We start from the raw sequence: 14,171 nt of genomic DNA on the forward strand, positions 1-14,171 counted from the left end.
CGGAAGGGCAAGGGCAGCTACTACCGCCGAAACTGCGTCAGAAACGTCCGCAAGGAATCGTGCGGGCTCTCGACATCCGAAATCACCCAGCCGTCGGGACCATTGACGACGATGAAGTTGAGCGTGACGGCGCGGCCTTCATTGTCGAATGTCACCGTCACGTCGGCCTTGTCGAACTGCCGGCGCGGGATTGCGATCGAGATCGGGCCGAGCCGCCAGGTCGGGCTCTGCACCAGAAAATCGTAGGGCGCATCGTGCAGCGCGGTCCAGGCACCGCGCAGGGTGGGATCGAAGAATCGGCGAGCCGTTTCCTCGTCGCGCGGCAGGCCGTTGGAATATTCGGCGCTGCCTCGCCCATAATGGGCGTAGACATTGCGGATCAGGGATTCCGGCGAACGGAACCCGGCACAGGCTGTGGCGGAGGCGAAAACCACCGCAACCAGCGAAAAACCCGCAAGGAATTTGCCGCGTCCCATCAGCTTTATTTGCCGTTGCCCCTGACATATCTTGCAGGGAAATCCCTATGAACGAAAGCTACCCGGCGCGATGCGCGAACTTTTCGACGATGTCCCAGAACAATCTCCGTTCGATCCGCAGGAGGCGGTGCGGCGCCACATCCGCACGCCCCAGCGCAAGCGGTTCTACACCAGCGCCGGCGTCGCCGAGGCCGATGGCGGATTTTCGATCACGCTCGACGGCAAGCCGATCCGCACGCCGTCCGGCAAGCCGATCGCGGTGCCGACGCGGGCCATTGCGGACACGGTGGCGGCGGAATGGAATGCGCAGCGCGAGACCATCGATCCCATGACCATGCCGCTGACGCGGCTTGCCAACAGCGTGATCGAGGGGGTGATCGATCGCATCGACGAGGTCGCCGACGATGCGGCCAAGTTCCTCGGCAGCGACCTCTTGTTCTACCGGGCCGGCCATCCAGAGACGCTGGTGGCGCGCGAGGCCCAGCACTGGGATCCGATCCTGTTCTGGGCCGCCGACGCGCTCGGCGCCCATTTCGTGATGGCCGAGGGGGTGATGCATGTCGGCCAGCCCGAGCCTGCGATCAAGGCGGCGCGGGCGGCGTTCCCGACCGACCCATGGTCGGTCGCGGCGCTCCATGTGGTGACGACGCTGACCGGCTCGGCGCTGCTGGCGCTGGCGCTCGCCCATGGCGTCCGCGACGAGGACCAGGTCTGGGCCGCCGCCCATGTCGACGAGGACTGGAACATCGAGAAATGGGGCGTCGACGAGGAGGTCGCCGTCCGCCGCGCCGCCCGCCAGCTCGATTTCAAGGCCGCCGCCGGCGTGCTCAGGGAGCTCAAGCCGGCCGCCGGTTAACGAGGGGTTTACGGCGCCGGGCTAGCCTGCGGCACGTTCCTCGCGCAGGGCCGAGACCTCCGACATGGCACTCGCCATCAATCCCGTGCTGCCGGTGCTCGCCTCGACGGAGGCGGACGGCGTTGCGCCGGACCTCACGCTTGAGGCCGGCAGCGTCGTCAATGCGCAGGTGCTGAAAGTGCTGTCCGCCGATCTGGTGCGGATCGCGATCGCGAGCCTGTCGATCGACGTCCAGACCGAGGTGCCGCTGCAGCAGGGCCAGAACCTGCAGCTCGCAGTGTCGCAGACCAATGGCGGCATCCGCCTGCAGCTGGTCGGGCCGGGGCCGGACACCGGCGATGCCGTACGGCTGTCGCCGGCAGCGGCCAACGCCACCGATGCCGCCCAGCCGGTCGCCACGGCACCGAAGGCTGTATTGACGCCGCTGGAGCGCGTCACCATCACCGCGACGGCGCAGACCGCGGCGGCGGTGCAGGGAAGCCAGGCGCCGCTGTTCGCCAATCTCGCCGCGGTCGCCTCGGCCAATCTGCCGCCGAAGCTGCAGGCCGCGATCGCGCAGGTGCTGGCGCAGCAGACCGGTCTCGACGAGAATTTGAGCGGCGATGCGGTCAAGACCGGCTTGCAGAAATCCGGCCTGCTGTTCGAGGCGACGGTGGCGGCGGGCATTGCGCCCGCGAGCGGCAGCGCGCCCGATCTAAAGGCCGCGCTGATCGTGCTGCGCCAGGCGCTGACCTCGCTTGGTACCGCTGATGCCGGCAGGCCCGCGTCCGCCACACCGCTCCAGCAACCGGCGCAGGCCAGCGCCGCGACGGCGTCGAGCCTCATGCCATCCGGCACGCCAGACCTCGACGTTCAGGAGATCCTGCTGCCGCAGGCCCGCCTGCCGGTCGCCGAGGATGTCAGCCGCGGCACCGCAGGGCTCGCAGGAGCACTCGCGGATGCGCTCGATGCCGGCCCGTCCTCCGGCGGCGCGCTCAATCTCATTCAGCAAGCGCTGCACGAACTCGGCAACCCCGCACGGCAAGGCGCCGCGCCGAGGGAGATGCTGCCGGGCGAGGTGCCGGTACGCGGCAACACACCGCCACCGCCGTTTCACGGTGCGCTGCCGTCGGCGCAGGCCGTCGCCGAGCCGTCGATCGCCCCAAACGCGCCACTCGCGACCGCCGCGCATCGCCTGCTGGAAAACACCGACGCCGCGCTGGCGCGGCAGACGCTGCTGCAGGTCGCCTCGCTGCCAGACCGCGGCGACGCTACGCGGCCGCAGCTCGACGCCATGCTGCCGCGCTGGAATTTCGAGATCCCGTTCCTGACCCCGCAGGGCACGGCGATGGCGCAGTTCGAGATTTCCCGCGACGGCGGCGGCAATGAGGTCGAAGCCGCCAAGCGGGTGTGGCGCGCGCGCTTCACGCTCGATGTCGAGCCGGCCGGCCCGGTGCACGCGCTGGTGTCGCTGAACGGCGAGCGCACCTCGGTGCGGATGTGGGCCGAGCGTCCCTCGACCGCCGCGCAACTGCGCGCCGGCGCTTCCGAGCTGAGCCGGGCGCTGACCAGGGCCGAGCTCACGCCCGGCGACATCGAGATCCGCGACGGCAGCCCGCCGCAACCCGCACCCGCCCGCGCCGGCCATTTCCTGGACCGCGCATCATGAGCGAGGCCAACAACCAGCTCGCGGTCGCGCTGCATTACGACCACGCCGGTGCGCCGCGCGTGGTGGCAAAAGGCAAGGGCGCAATCGGCGCCAAGATCATCGAGGTCGCCAAGGCCAACGACATCCCGATCGAGGAGAACGAGGTGTTGGCCGGCGCGCTCTCCAATGTCGAGCTCGGCGACGAGATTCCGGCCGAGCTCTACAAGGCCGTCGCCGAGGTGCTGGTGTTCGTGCTGCGGATGTCGGGCCGGGCGCGCTAGCGGGCGCGTTTTCGAGCGAAGCGGGCACCGGTTCGCGTGAAGAAAACGCGACAGACAAGTGAGTCTTCTTGCCATCCTTTCACCACGATGGCATCCACCATCGTCGTCAATGCGAACCTGCCCAGGACTTGTCGTGATCCATCGCCGCCATGCGCTCGGTCTGCTTGCTGCCGCTACGATCCTGCCATCGCGCAGCTTCGCCAACGTGTCCTACCAGCGCAGCGAGTTTCGCGAGGAGCTGCAAAAGCGGTTCTTCGAGCTCGGCACCGAGGGCACCTTCGTCGGCTACAAGGTCGAGGACTATCTGATCATCGCCAGCGACAAGGTCCGCTCGGGCGAGGGCAGGCTGCCGGCCTCGACCTTCAAGATCCCGAACGCGCTGATCGCGCTCGAGACGGGGGTGGTGCAGGACCCCGACAAGGACGTCTTCAAGTGGGACGGCACAACCCGCAGCATCGAGGCCTGGAACAAGGATCACACGCTGCGCTCCGCGCTCGCGGTGTCGGCCTTTCCGGTGTTCCAGGAGATCGCCCGCCGCATCGGCGAGGAGCGGATGAAGAAATATCTCGAGATCATCGACTACGGCAACCGCGACATCGGCGGCGGCATCGACCAGTTCTGGGTGACCGGCAATTTGCGGATCGATCCGGTGCAGCAGATCGATTTCCTCGACCGGCTGCGCCGCGGCGTGCTGCCGGTCGACAAGCGCAGCCAGCAGCTGGTGTGCGACATTCTCCCGGTGACGAAAGTCGGCGACGCCGTCATTCGCGCCAAGACCGGCCTCACCGACAAGGAGCACGGCTCGCTCGGCTGGCTGGTCGGCTGGGCCGAGAAGGGCACCGACATCACGGTGTTCGCGATGAACATGGACTGCAAGACGCAGGCGCAGACCGATGCGCGGATGAGCGTCACGCAGCAATGCCTCACCGATATCGTCGCGCTGTGATGACCTGATCTGCGTGTTCATCGCTGGCTGGCGCTACGTAGCTCGACTAGCATCCTCCGATAAAATCAAGCGGAGGAATCATGCATTCAGCAACAGTCTGGCTCTCGTCGCTCACGCTGGCCGCGGCCGGCGGCTGGCTCGCGGCGACGGTGTTCTCGGTGCCGGCCACCAGCAAGGAGCCGCGCTTCCCGCAGCTCACGATGGAGCAGCTCAGCGACCTGCAAAAACCGCTCGGCGAGCAGATCATGAAGGTGTCGAGCGTCGGCATCGGCGGTCCCTACAATCCGATGATCCGGAGCCCGGTGCTCGGCCAGCGGCTCTACGATCTGTTCTATTATCTGCGCTGGCAGACCTCGGTGCCGACACGGCTGAACGAGTTCGCGATCCTGATCATCGGCCGGCAGTGGCGCTCGCAGGTCGAGTGGTTCGCGCACGCGCCGCTCGCCGCCAAGGCCGGCCTGCCACCCGACGTCATCGCGGAGCTCAAGGCCGGCAACCGGCCGTCGAAGATGGCCGACGACGAGGCGGTCGTGTACGACTTCGTCACCGAGCTGACCACGACCAAGAAGGTCTCCGACGAGACCTATGCGCGGGCCAAGAAGATTTTCAACGATCAGCAGATCGTCGACCTCACCGCGGTCGCCGGCAATTACGTGATGGTGGCGATGATCCTGGCGATGGCGGAGGAGACCGTGCCGCCTGGCAAGGAGGAGCCGTTCAAGGTTGGTGAGAAGTAGGGGCGGCGCGGACTCCGTTCACCTCGCCCCGCGTGCGGGGAGAGGTCGGAACGCATCGCAGATGCGTTCCGGGTGAGGGGACTCTCCTCAGGCACAGCTATCACCGTGCAAGAGGAAGCAGCCCCTCACCCCAACCCTCTCCCCGTAAGAACGGGAGAGGGAGTAGGGCGCCGTCGCTATTGGCGCCCGATCGCTCGCTGCAAGGTCGGCATCAGCTTCGGGTCGCGGCATTGCGCGACGTTGAAGCGCATGAAGGCGGCGGCCGTCTGCGAGGCGCTGAACACGTTGCCGGGCGCCAGCACGACATTGTCCGTTAGCGCCAGCCGCGCCACGTCGGCGGAGTCGCACCCGTCGGGCAGATGGCACCACAGATAGAAGCCGCCGCGCGGCATCAGCCAGGGTGTGACGCCGATGCGCTGCAGTTTGTCGCCGACGTCGCGGCGGGCGCGGGCAAGGCGCCGGCGCAGCTCCTCAACATGCTTGCGATAGAAACCGCTCGACAGCACGCCGGCGATGATCTCGGTGGCGACCGCGCTCGGGCCGCCGAAACCGGTCGCGACCTGGAGATCGACGAGATCCTCGATCCAGTCCGCCCGCGCGGCGATGAAGCCGCAGCGCACCGATGCCGACAGCGTCTTGGAGAAGCTGCCGATCCGGATCACGCGGCTCAGGCCATCGAGCGCGGCGAGCCGCGCCGAAGGCTCCGGCTCGAAGTCCGCAAAGATGTCGTCCTCGACGATGGTGAGATCATGGGCGGTGGCGGCATTCAGCACGCGGTGCGCGGTCTGCGGCGACAGCGTCGCACCGGTCGGATTATGCAGCGCCGAGTTGGTGACATAGAGCCGCGGCCGCTCGGCGGCCAGTGTCGCCTCGAAGCTTGCGACATCGGGGCCCGATGCCGTGTAGGGCACGCTGACGATGCGAACCTGATGCGCGCGCAGCAGCGCCCGGAAATTGAAATAGCAGGGATCGTCGACCAGCACAGTGTCGCCCGGCCGCAGCAGGAAGCGGCAGACGAGGTCGATCGCCTGCGTGCCGGACGCGGTCAGCAAGAGCTGCTCGGGTGGCACCTCGAGGCCCTCGTCGGCAAACCGCGCCATCAGGATCCGACGCAGCGTGAGCGAGCCGCGTGTCGCGCCATAGTCGGAGAGCACGGCGTCGTCGGCCCGCGCGAGGCCGCGCAGCGCGCGCCGCAGCGCCTCGGTCGGCATCCACTCGGCGGGCAGCCAGCCGCAGCCGGGTTTGAGCGCGCCGGTCTCGGCATCAAGCGATTGCCGCGACACCCAGAACGGATCGACTGCGCGGTCGCGTTGCGGCTGGTCCTTGGCGAGCGCGAGCGGCGGCAGGGCCGTGGACGAGACATAGAAGCCGGAGCCGGGCCGGGCGCGGATCAGGCCCTCGGCCACCAGCCGGTCATAGGCTTCGACGACGGTGGAGGGCGAGACGCCCATGGTCGCGGCCAGGCCGCGGATCGAGGGCAGGCGGTCGTCGGCGACCAGCGCGCGGCTCGCCACCTTGGCGCGGATCGCGTTCATCACGTCGGTGGTCCGCGTCGCCTTTGGCGCATCGGATTGCTGTTGCAAGTGTATGCCTACCTTTGCCCATACAGTTTTGCGATATTGTACTGATCTGTAGCTGCCTTGGCGAGCCTCCGCCGGCTATGGTCGGTGCGAGGTCGGACTCGGCTTCACCTCGCCCCGCCTGCGGGGAGAGGTCGGAACGCATCGCCAGATGCGTTCCGGGTGAGGGGGAGTCTCCACGGGTTCGGCCGTTACCGAGTATGCGGGGCGGCCCCTCACCCCAACCCTCTAAGAGCGAGCTTCGCTCGTCTCGGCCCCGCAAGAGCGGGGCGAGGGGGCGCAGTTACGTTTTGGGAAGCAAAGTACGATGGACAAGGCTTCGATCGACGGCTGGGGCAGCGGCCTGCTCGGCGTGATTATCTTCAGCGGCTCGCTGCCGGCGACCCGCGTGGCCGTGGCAGAGTTCTCGCCGCTGTTCTTGACTTCGGCGCGGGCGGCGATCGCGGCGCTGCTCGGCGCCGCGCTGCTTGCGGCGCTGCGGCAGCCCTGGCCGCAGCGCAAGGATCTGGTGTCGCTGACCATCGTCGCACTCGGCGTCGTGATCGGCTTTCCGCTGCTCACCGCGCTCGCGCTCCAGCACATCACCTCGGCGCATTCGATCGTGTTCATCGGGCTGCTGCCGCTGTCGACCGCCGTGTTCGGCGTGCTGCGCGGCGGCGAGCGGCCGCAGCCGCTGTTCTGGCTGTTCTCCTGCATCGGCAGCGCGACGGTCGGCGCGTTCGCCTTGTCGAGCGACGGATCGGCGTCGCTGACCGGCGACCTCCTGATGGTCGCCGCCATCATCGTCTGCGGCCTCGGCTATGCCGAGGGCGCGGCGCTGTCGCGGCGGCTCGGCGGCTGGCAGGTGATCTCCTGGGCGCTGGTGCTCTCAGTGCCCGTGGTGCTCGTGATGACGATCATGACGCTGCCGCCGAGCTGGCAGGGCATCGGCGCGCCGGCCTGGCTCGGGCTCGCTTATGTCTCGATCTTCAGCATGCTGGTCGGTTTCGTGTTCTGGTATCGCGGCCTTGCGATCGGCGGCATCGCCAGCGTCGGCCAATTGCAGCTGCTGCAACCGTTCTTCGGCCTCGCGCTGGCCGGCCTGTTGCTGCACGAGCAGGTGCCGTGGTCGATGATCGTGGCGACCATGCTCGTCGTCGTCTGTGTGGTGTTCGCGCGCCGCTTTGCTTGACGTCTGTCTCTCCTCACGGTGAGGAGCGCGGAACGCGCGTCTCGAACCATGAGGCCACAGGCGGGCCTGCATCCTTCGAGACGCAGCAATCGACGCGCACGCTGTCAATTTGACCGGCCGTGCGTGACGTCAGGAAGCGGGCGCTAGGCGGGCTCCTGCGCTTTCCCGATCCGCCCGAGATGGGTGAAGCCAAAGCCCTTGGAATATTTCAGCCCGTAGCCGAGCGCGCGGTCGATCCCGATATGGGCGAGCCAGATCATCGCGATCGATAGCACCAGCGGCGCCGCGGCGGCAAAGCCCAGCGTCATCAGCGCGACCGGCGCCAGATAGCTGTGGGCGGCGTTGTAGACGATGGCGCCGACCCGCGGGCCGGCGAGATAGGCCGCGAAACTCAAATCCGGCACCAGGAACAGCAGGACATAGACCAGCCACGAGCCCTCCCATTGGGCATAGAGCACGGTCATGCCGAGGAACAGCACGAGGCCCTCCAGCCGGAGCAGGGTGCGCACCCCGCCGGTCGGTGCGCCGGTCTCGACCGTGGCCGTGCTCGTGTCGGTCATCGCCATCTCCCCAGATATCGGAAAATCCTACCGTTTTTGCGCCCGAACCCGTCCACAACCGCCTTTCCGGTTCCGAAATGGCCGTGCTAAGCCATTTCCGAACGAAGCGGACCTCGGCTCGCGCCGGGACGCGGACTGTAGCTAACACGGGCGGAAACAAATGAAAGATATCCTCGATACCCTCGAAGAGCGGCGCGCCGGCGCCAAGCTGGGCGGCGGCGAAAAGCGCATCGAGGCGCAGCACGCCCGCGGCAAGCTGACCGCCCGCGAGCGGATCGAGCTCCTGCTGGACAAGGGCTCGTTCGAGGAATTCGACATGTTCGTCGAGCACCGCTCGATCGAATTCGGCATGGAGAAGACCAGGATCCCCGGCGACGGTGTCGTCACCGGTTGGGGCACGGTCAACGGCCGCAAGACGTTCGTCTTTGCCAAGGATTTTACGGTGTTCGGCGGCTCGCTTTCCGAAACCCACGCGCTGAAAATCACGAAACTGCAGGACATGGCGATGAAGGCGAGGGCGCCGATCATCGGTCTCTATGACGCCGGCGGCGCGCGTATCCAGGAGGGCGTCGCGGCGCTGGCGGGCTATTCCTACGTGTTCCGCCGCAACGTGCAGGCCTCGGGCGTGATCCCGCAGATCTCCGTCATCATGGGCCCCTGCGCCGGCGGCGACGTCTATTCGCCCGCGATGACCGACTTCATCTTCATGGTGAAGAACACCAGCTACATGTTCGTCACCGGCCCCGACGTGGTGAAGACCGTCACCAACGAGGTGGTGACCGCCGAGGAACTCGGCGGCGCCTCGGTGCATGCCACGCGCTCCTCGATCGCCGACGGCGCGTTCGAGAACGACGTCGACGCGCTGCTGCAGATGCGCCGCCTGATCGACTTCCTGCCCTCGAACAACAGCGACGGCGTGCCGGAATGGCCGAGCTTCGACGATATCGGGCGGGTCGACATGTCGCTCGACACGCTGATCCCCGACAATCCGAACAAGCCCTACGACATGAAGGAATTGATCCTGAAGGTCGTCGACGAGGGTGACTTCTTCGAGATCTCGGAGACCTTTGCGAAAAACATCGTCACCGGCTTCGGCCGCATCGCCGGCCGCACCGTCGGCTTCGTCGCCAACCAGCCGATGGTGCTGGCGGGCGTGCTTGACAGCGACGCCTCACGCAAGGCTGCGCGCTTCGTTCGGTTCTGCGATGCTTTCAACATCCCGATCGTCACCTTCGTCGACGTGCCGGGCTTCCTGCCGGGCACCGCGCAGGAATATGGCGGCCTGATCAAGCACGGCGCAAAGCTGCTGTTCGCCTATTCGCAGTGCACGGTGCCGCTCGTCACCATCATCACCCGCAAGGCCTATGGCGGCGCCTTCGACGTCATGGCGTCGAAGGAAATCGGCGCCGACATGAACTACGCCTGGCCGACCGCCCAGATCGCTGTGATGGGTGCCAAGGGCGCGGTCGAGATCATCTTCCGCTCTGACATCGGCGACCCCGACAAGATCGCCGCCCGCACCAAGGAGTACGAGGACCGCTTCCTGTCGCCCTTCATCGCCGCCGAACGCGGCTACATCGACGACGTCATCATGCCGCATTCGACCCGCCGCCGCATCGCGCGGGCGCTGGCGATGCTGAAGGACAAGAAGGTGGAGATCCCCGCGAAGAAGCACGACAATCTGCCGTTGTGAGGAGAGCGTAGGGTGGGTTAGCGCAAGCGTAACCCACGACCTTCGCATGCGCGTCTCCCTTTGTTGCTCTTGTTGTCGTCATTCCGGGGCGCGCGTGAGCGCGAACCCGGAATCTCGAGGTTCCAGGGGCGTACGATCCGTGGCGGGTTGCGGCTTCCACCTTCGCTCACTGCGCTACGCGCGCGGACCCGGTCGCGTAACCGGCCCTGCGAACAGAGAGCTGAGCTCAGCCCCATTCCAACCCTTTACGCTGAAAGGGGCGGACAGTCCGTCACGGCAGGCAGGAGAAACTGGTTGAGGATGGCGTTTGAGATGGCATCGTGGTCGAAGGCGTTCACGACGACCACCAGATCGAGCCCGGGCACGATGAAAAGGCGTTGGCCACCGCTGCCGTACGCGGCGATCCAGATCAGGTCGTGACCGTTCAGCAAGGAACGGCCAAGCCACCAGTGATAACCATAGTAGACGACCACGTGCCCTCCGGCGTTAACCCGCGGCTTGGTCGACTCGGCGATCCACGCGGCGGGCAGGACCTGTCTGCCGTTCCAGCGTCCATCATTCGCGACGAGTTCGCCAAGCTTGGCGACGTCGCGCGGCCGTAGCCGCAATCCGGCAAAGGCCGCGAGTTCGGCACTGCCGGTAAAGCTGAGCCACTCGACATCAGTGATGCCGAGCGGTTCGAACAGCTTGTCTCTGGCAAAAGCATCGATCCGTTGGCCGACGCTCTTGGCAAGGGCCGCAGCCAGGAGGCTGGTGGCGCCGCCGCTATAGTTGAACGATACGCCGGGCGGGAGCGCCATCCGCTGTTGCAGAACATAGCGGTAGGGATCTTTCGCTTCGAGCAGATGCCGTTCGTTGTTCGCCTGACTGTTCCAGCCGCGCGCTTCATCCCACCGTAGACCGTGCGACATGGTGAGCAGGTGCCGGAACGTGATGCGAGCGTTCCTCGTCGTACGAAGATCGGCATATTCGGGGAAATAGTCGATAACAGCGGAATCGAGCGGCGGAAATTGTCCCTTGCCGATGGCCAAGCCGATCAGAAGTGAGGTTTCGCTCTTCGAGATGGAGCGGATGTCGTGCTTCGTTTCCGGCGAAAATTGAACCGGTGCCGACCACTCCATCCACCGCCGCTCCCGGCCGGCGAAATAGCGCTCGAACACAAGCTTGCCGCGCCGTACGATGACAACGGCGTGAACGTTGCGCTTGGGCCATTGTTTGAGAAACGCGTCGAGTCTGGAGAGGCTTTCGGCATCGAAGCCGACCTCGGCGGGAGCCGCAGCGACCCATCCGTCGTCGAGCGTTGAACAGGCTAACATTTGATTTGAGTCCGAATCGGATGACCAAGAGCTAGCGCGCGCCTGAAGCGTAGCGATTTCTTGCGAAAATGAACACGGCGGGTTACGGCTTCCGCCTGACCCGCCCTACAGGTCCGAACCCGATGACCGAAGACGAGCCGACCGACGAGATCTCCGAGATCGAGGCGCAGATCGAGGAGCTTGCCGAGAGCGCCGAGCGCTCCCGGCGGATCATTCTCGGCTCGAAGGTCGCGATCGCAGGCGGGTTCGCGTTGCTGGCCGTCGCGCTGCTCGAGCTGTTGGGCGCCGGTCAGACCGCGGCACTCGGATCGATCGCACTGGTGCTCGGTGGTATCGTGTCGCTCGGCTCGAATGTCAGCACACTGCGGCAGACCGAGGCTGCGATCAGCACCGCCGAGGCGCGCCGCGCGCGTTTGATCGGCAATATCGACCTGCGCCTGGTTCACGACGCGCCGCTGAAACTGATGTGAGGCGCGGCGGGCGCGCAAAGCGGCGCCGCAAACTCAGTGTCGTCCTGACGAAAGCCAGGACTCATTATCCCAAGTCTCAATTGTTGCGCGACGCTGGGGCGATCCCGTTCATCACCGAAATGCGGTGGTAATGGGTCCCGGCTTTCGCCGGGACGACAGCGGAGGGAGTTACTTCGACGCCAGCGGTACGTAGTCGTATTCGCCGACGCCTTGCAGGATCAGGAACGTCAGCGACGTCGTGCCGGCGTTGGTGACGAGGTGAGGGCGGGTCGGGCGGACGGCGTAGACTTCGCCGACCTTCAGGTTCACTTCCTCCTTGGGCTCCTGCAGGAACAGCCGCATCTGGCCCTCCAGCACATAGAAGATGTCGGAGATGTTGCTGTGGGTGTGCCACGGCACCTTCTGGGTCGGCGAGAGCTGCAGCTCCATGATGCGGAAGCCGGGGCGGGCGGCGTGCTGGGCGCGGCGCTCGACTTCGTAGAGATGGCTGGCGTCCTTGACCGGTTGTCCTGGCTTCATGGCGGCCTTCCTGTGGTGTTGTCCCGTCGGGCGGGAAGGCGATGATGCTAGTCCCGTTCTGCCGCGCGCGGAACGGCCGGAATGGTCATGGCGGGCGCGCACGGTGCGTAGGGCGGGGCAGGCGCGGCTGTAACCTGCCCCGCAAGATCTCACTTCATCCCCATGCAGTTCGCATAGAATGTGGTCGTCGCCGGCCAGTCGGAAAACATCGCGCGGACGCCGACCTGTCTTGCCAGCACGTCGAGCACGGTCAACGTGTCGCCGTCGCGGTCGATCGCCGCCTTCACCGACTTGTGGTAGAACGCACCGCCTCGGTTGAGCGGCCCGTCGCGCTCCAGCGACCAGCCGATCAGATCGAGGCCGGCGGCCTTCGCTGCCCTGGCGTAAGCCGACGGGACGATCTCGCCCTTGTCGTTCAGCGCCAGCATCGCGAAGATCGGCGGTCCCAGGATCGCGACGCCGGAGGCCTTCAATTCCTGCATCGACGGCTTCCAGGTCTCCGGCCGGTTCGGATCGAGGCCCGCTTTCTCGTAGCGGTCCTCGAGATAGAGCGCCTGGCTGGCAAAGTCGGGTTCGGTCTTCACCCAATAGAGGATGTCCTTAAGGCTGAAGCTCTGTGGGAACACGTCGCTCGGCGGAATGCCGGCGGCCTTGTAGGCGGCGAGCATCTGGGTCGCATATGTCTCCTGGGTGTAGTCGCCGTCGAACGGCATCGCCACCTCCGGCGCCTTCAGCTCGGGCGTGAATTTTGCGCCGAGACTTTTGATCAAGGCGATGCTCTCGTCATGGCTCATCAGCGTGCCGGAATTGGCGTAGAGGTCGGTGCGCCAGCGCGGCGTGCCGTTCTGGTACTCCTCGGGCGTCCTCGCATCCGGATTGAAGCCGTCCATTTTCGCGGTGAGCCGCTTGAATTCGGCGAGCGTGATGTCGCTGGTGCAGCACTTCGCCGAGGCCTTCCTGCCGGCGGCGGGATCGGCCGGGCTGAAGGGTTGCGTGCATTTTGAAGCGAGATCCGGCACCGTCAGGATGTTGGTCGTGGTGTGCAGGTCGCATTGCGAGTGCCGGCACACCAGCTGGCGGTCCCTGGTGAAGGTGACGTCGCATTCGATCACGCCGGCGCCCATCCGTGCGGCGGCGAGATAGGATTCGCGGCTATGCTCGGGAAATTGCAGCGCGGCGCCGCGATGGCCAATCGAAAAATCGGTCTTGTGGAACGGCCCGGTGCATTGGCTGAGCTGCTGCTTCAGGGGCCCGTCCTTCATCTTGTCGACCAGATAGAACGGGCGCGGCCCGAGCTGCGCCTCGCGCGGCAGCGCGATCTCCCCGGCGGCGACGGGCAGCGCGGCGCCGAGGGCGAGCAGGAACGAGAGCAGGGCGGTGCGGTGACGGGCAAGCATGGGTGATCCCCCTGATCAGGCATTGTCAGCAGGCCGACATATCACGGAGCATATGCCGGCCGCCTGTGCGAAATGAAACCATGGAGGAAAACCAATGCCCGCAGCCTATTTCGTCGTCCGCGCCACCGTCACGGACATCGCCCGGCGTGCCGCCTTCGACGCCTGGTATTCGCGCGAGCATCTGCCGGACGCGATGAAATCGTTCGGCGCCGAGCGCGCCTGGCGATGCTGGAGCCTGAGCGATCCCTCGCTGCACCAGGCGACTTATCAGTTCGCCGACGAGAAGGCGCTCGAGCGCGCGGTGAGCAGCGATCACATGAAGCGGTTGGTCGCCGACTTCAACCGTGACTGGCCGGAGGTGACACGCACGCGCGATCTCCTGGTGCTGGCGGAGGAGGCGACGGCGGCATGATGGTTGCGTGACGTCACGACGTCGACAACGCTCGAGTTCCATGAAACGTGAACGCGCGGTTCAGCGAGCGTTCAGCTCGCGAGGCAAAAACTTACTGCTGCAGTTGGTCCAACTCAGCAACAAAGGGAAA

At 66.1% G+C, this 14,171-nt stretch carries 15 protein-coding genes; 9 read left to right on the forward strand and 6 right to left on the reverse strand.

Translation table 11 applies throughout. From position 1 onward, the window contains the following. Positions 1–20: 20 nt before the first annotated feature. Positions 21–476 (reverse strand): hypothetical protein, encoded by a 456-nt coding sequence (locus Q2M23_RS19980; protein ID WP_057015498.1) that lies wholly within the window; start codon positions 474–476, stop codon positions 21–23. Positions 477–546: 70 nt separating this feature from the next. On the opposite strand from Q2M23_RS19980, the gene Q2M23_RS19985 reads away from it, so the two are divergent. From Q2M23_RS19985 to Q2M23_RS20005, 5 genes are all read left to right on the forward strand, one after another. Next, a complete protein-coding gene (locus Q2M23_RS19985) occupies positions 547–1,332 on the forward strand; it encodes an ATP12 family chaperone protein (protein ID WP_057015499.1) in 786 nt (261 codons plus the stop codon). A 64-nt stretch (positions 1,333–1,396) separates the two neighbouring features. Continuing rightward, entirely contained in the window at positions 1,397–2,980 is a 1,584-nt protein-coding gene (locus Q2M23_RS19990; RefSeq protein WP_316396720.1) for a flagellar hook-length control protein FliK, read from the forward strand. Next, on the forward strand, positions 2,977–3,240 hold the full coding sequence (locus Q2M23_RS19995) for an EscU/YscU/HrcU family type III secretion system export apparatus switch protein (RefSeq protein ID WP_028335488.1): 264 nt from the start codon (positions 2,977–2,979) through the stop codon (positions 3,238–3,240). The genes Q2M23_RS19990 and Q2M23_RS19995 overlap by 4 nt, the downstream gene beginning before the upstream one ends. A gap of 133 nt (positions 3,241–3,373) precedes the next feature. Then, positions 3,374–4,186, forward strand: a complete 813-nt coding sequence (gene blaOXA / locus Q2M23_RS20000) for a class D beta-lactamase (RefSeq protein WP_057015501.1) — start codon at positions 3,374–3,376, stop codon at positions 4,184–4,186. Positions 4,187–4,266: 80 nt separating this feature from the next. Beyond that, positions 4,267–4,923 carry a carboxymuconolactone decarboxylase family protein gene (locus Q2M23_RS20005; protein ID WP_028335490.1) on the forward strand — a complete coding sequence of 219 codons (657 nt, stop codon included), beginning with the start codon at positions 4,267–4,269 and terminating at the stop codon, positions 4,921–4,923. A 176-nt stretch (positions 4,924–5,099) separates the two neighbouring features. Here the strand turns inward: Q2M23_RS20005 and Q2M23_RS20010 are convergent, their stop codons facing one another. Then, the gene (locus tag Q2M23_RS20010; RefSeq protein WP_076831695.1) at positions 5,100–6,458 is read right to left on the reverse strand and encodes a PLP-dependent aminotransferase family protein; all 1,359 of its coding nucleotides are present in this window, start codon (positions 6,456–6,458) and stop codon (positions 5,100–5,102) included. A gap of 352 nt (positions 6,459–6,810) precedes the next feature. Between Q2M23_RS20010 and Q2M23_RS20015 the strand changes: the two genes are divergently transcribed. Further along, the gene (locus Q2M23_RS20015) at positions 6,811–7,674 is read left to right on the forward strand and encodes a DMT family transporter (RefSeq protein WP_076831338.1); all 864 of its coding nucleotides are present in this window, start codon (positions 6,811–6,813) and stop codon (positions 7,672–7,674) included. 143 nt (positions 7,675–7,817) lie between these two features. Here Q2M23_RS20015 and Q2M23_RS20020 read toward each other — a convergent pair whose 3' ends face one another. Then, a complete protein-coding gene (locus Q2M23_RS20020; RefSeq protein WP_028335494.1) occupies positions 7,818–8,234 on the reverse strand; it encodes a DUF4260 domain-containing protein in 417 nt (138 codons plus the stop codon). 160 nt (positions 8,235–8,394) lie between these two features. On the opposite strand from Q2M23_RS20020, the gene Q2M23_RS20025 reads away from it, so the two are divergent. Continuing rightward, positions 8,395–9,927, forward strand: a complete 1,533-nt coding sequence (locus Q2M23_RS20025) for an acyl-CoA carboxylase subunit beta (protein WP_076831336.1) — start codon at positions 8,395–8,397, stop codon at positions 9,925–9,927. Positions 9,928–10,172: 245 nt separating this feature from the next. Here Q2M23_RS20025 and Q2M23_RS20030 read toward each other — a convergent pair whose 3' ends face one another. Continuing rightward, on the reverse strand, positions 10,173–11,243 hold the full coding sequence (locus Q2M23_RS20030; RefSeq protein WP_316396726.1) for a serine hydrolase: 1,071 nt from the start codon (positions 11,241–11,243) through the stop codon (positions 10,173–10,175). Positions 11,244–11,365: 122 nt separating this feature from the next. Between Q2M23_RS20030 and Q2M23_RS20035 the strand changes: the two genes are divergently transcribed. Then, positions 11,366–11,713 (forward strand): hypothetical protein, encoded by a 348-nt coding sequence (locus tag Q2M23_RS20035; protein WP_076831330.1) that lies wholly within the window; start codon positions 11,366–11,368, stop codon positions 11,711–11,713. A 168-nt stretch (positions 11,714–11,881) separates the two neighbouring features. Here the strand turns inward: Q2M23_RS20035 and Q2M23_RS20040 are convergent, their stop codons facing one another. Next, positions 11,882–12,232, reverse strand: a complete 351-nt coding sequence (locus Q2M23_RS20040) for a cupin domain-containing protein (protein ID WP_316396728.1) — start codon at positions 12,230–12,232, stop codon at positions 11,882–11,884. 149 nt (positions 12,233–12,381) lie between these two features. After that, positions 12,382–13,629, reverse strand: a complete 1,248-nt coding sequence (locus Q2M23_RS20045) for a glycerophosphodiester phosphodiesterase family protein (RefSeq protein ID WP_057015960.1) — start codon at positions 13,627–13,629, stop codon at positions 12,382–12,384. Positions 13,630–13,723: 94 nt separating this feature from the next. Here Q2M23_RS20045 and Q2M23_RS20050 point away from each other — a divergent pair, with 94 nt between their 5' ends. After that, on the forward strand, positions 13,724–14,041 hold the full coding sequence (locus Q2M23_RS20050; RefSeq protein WP_057015961.1) for a hypothetical protein: 318 nt from the start codon (positions 13,724–13,726) through the stop codon (positions 14,039–14,041). Positions 14,042–14,171 lie beyond the last annotated feature (130 nt).

The sequence above is a fragment of the Bradyrhizobium sp. 33ap4 genome (genome assembly GCF_032654765.1).
In the GTDB taxonomy this organism is placed as follows: Bacteria; Pseudomonadota; Alphaproteobacteria; order Rhizobiales; family Xanthobacteraceae; genus Bradyrhizobium; species Bradyrhizobium australafricanum.

Excerpts from the sequence above, each read along its gene's own strand:
- Q2M23_RS19980 (WP_057015498.1), bottom strand. The coding sequence starts at position 476 with ATGGGACGCGGCAAATTCCTTGCGGGTTTTTCGCTGGTTGCGGTGGTT.
- Q2M23_RS19985 (WP_057015499.1), top strand. The coding sequence starts at position 547 with ATGCGCGAACTTTTCGACGATGTCCCAGAACAATCTCCGTTCGATCCG.
- Q2M23_RS19990 (WP_316396720.1), top strand. The coding sequence starts at position 1,397 with ATGGCACTCGCCATCAATCCCGTGCTGCCGGTGCTCGCCTCGACGGAG.
- Q2M23_RS19995 (WP_028335488.1), top strand. The coding sequence starts at position 2,977 with ATGAGCGAGGCCAACAACCAGCTCGCGGTCGCGCTGCATTACGACCAC.
- Q2M23_RS20005 (WP_028335490.1), top strand. The coding sequence starts at position 4,267 with ATGCATTCAGCAACAGTCTGGCTCTCGTCGCTCACGCTGGCCGCGGCC.
- Q2M23_RS20010 (WP_076831695.1), bottom strand. The coding sequence starts at position 6,458 with ATGAACGCGATCCGCGCCAAGGTGGCGAGCCGCGCGCTGGTCGCCGAC.
- Q2M23_RS20015 (WP_076831338.1), top strand. The coding sequence starts at position 6,811 with ATGGACAAGGCTTCGATCGACGGCTGGGGCAGCGGCCTGCTCGGCGTG.
- Q2M23_RS20020 (WP_028335494.1), bottom strand. The coding sequence starts at position 8,234 with ATGACCGACACGAGCACGGCCACGGTCGAGACCGGCGCACCGACCGGC.
- Q2M23_RS20025 (WP_076831336.1), top strand. The coding sequence starts at position 8,395 with ATGAAAGATATCCTCGATACCCTCGAAGAGCGGCGCGCCGGCGCCAAG.
- Q2M23_RS20030 (WP_316396726.1), bottom strand. The coding sequence starts at position 11,243 with ATGTTAGCCTGTTCAACGCTCGACGACGGATGGGTCGCTGCGGCTCCC.
- Q2M23_RS20035 (WP_076831330.1), top strand. The coding sequence starts at position 11,366 with ATGACCGAAGACGAGCCGACCGACGAGATCTCCGAGATCGAGGCGCAG.
- Q2M23_RS20040 (WP_316396728.1), bottom strand. The coding sequence starts at position 12,232 with ATGAAGCCAGGACAACCGGTCAAGGACGCCAGCCATCTCTACGAAGTC.
- Q2M23_RS20045 (WP_057015960.1), bottom strand. The coding sequence starts at position 13,629 with ATGCTTGCCCGTCACCGCACCGCCCTGCTCTCGTTCCTGCTCGCCCTC.
- Q2M23_RS20050 (WP_057015961.1), top strand. The coding sequence starts at position 13,724 with ATGCCCGCAGCCTATTTCGTCGTCCGCGCCACCGTCACGGACATCGCC.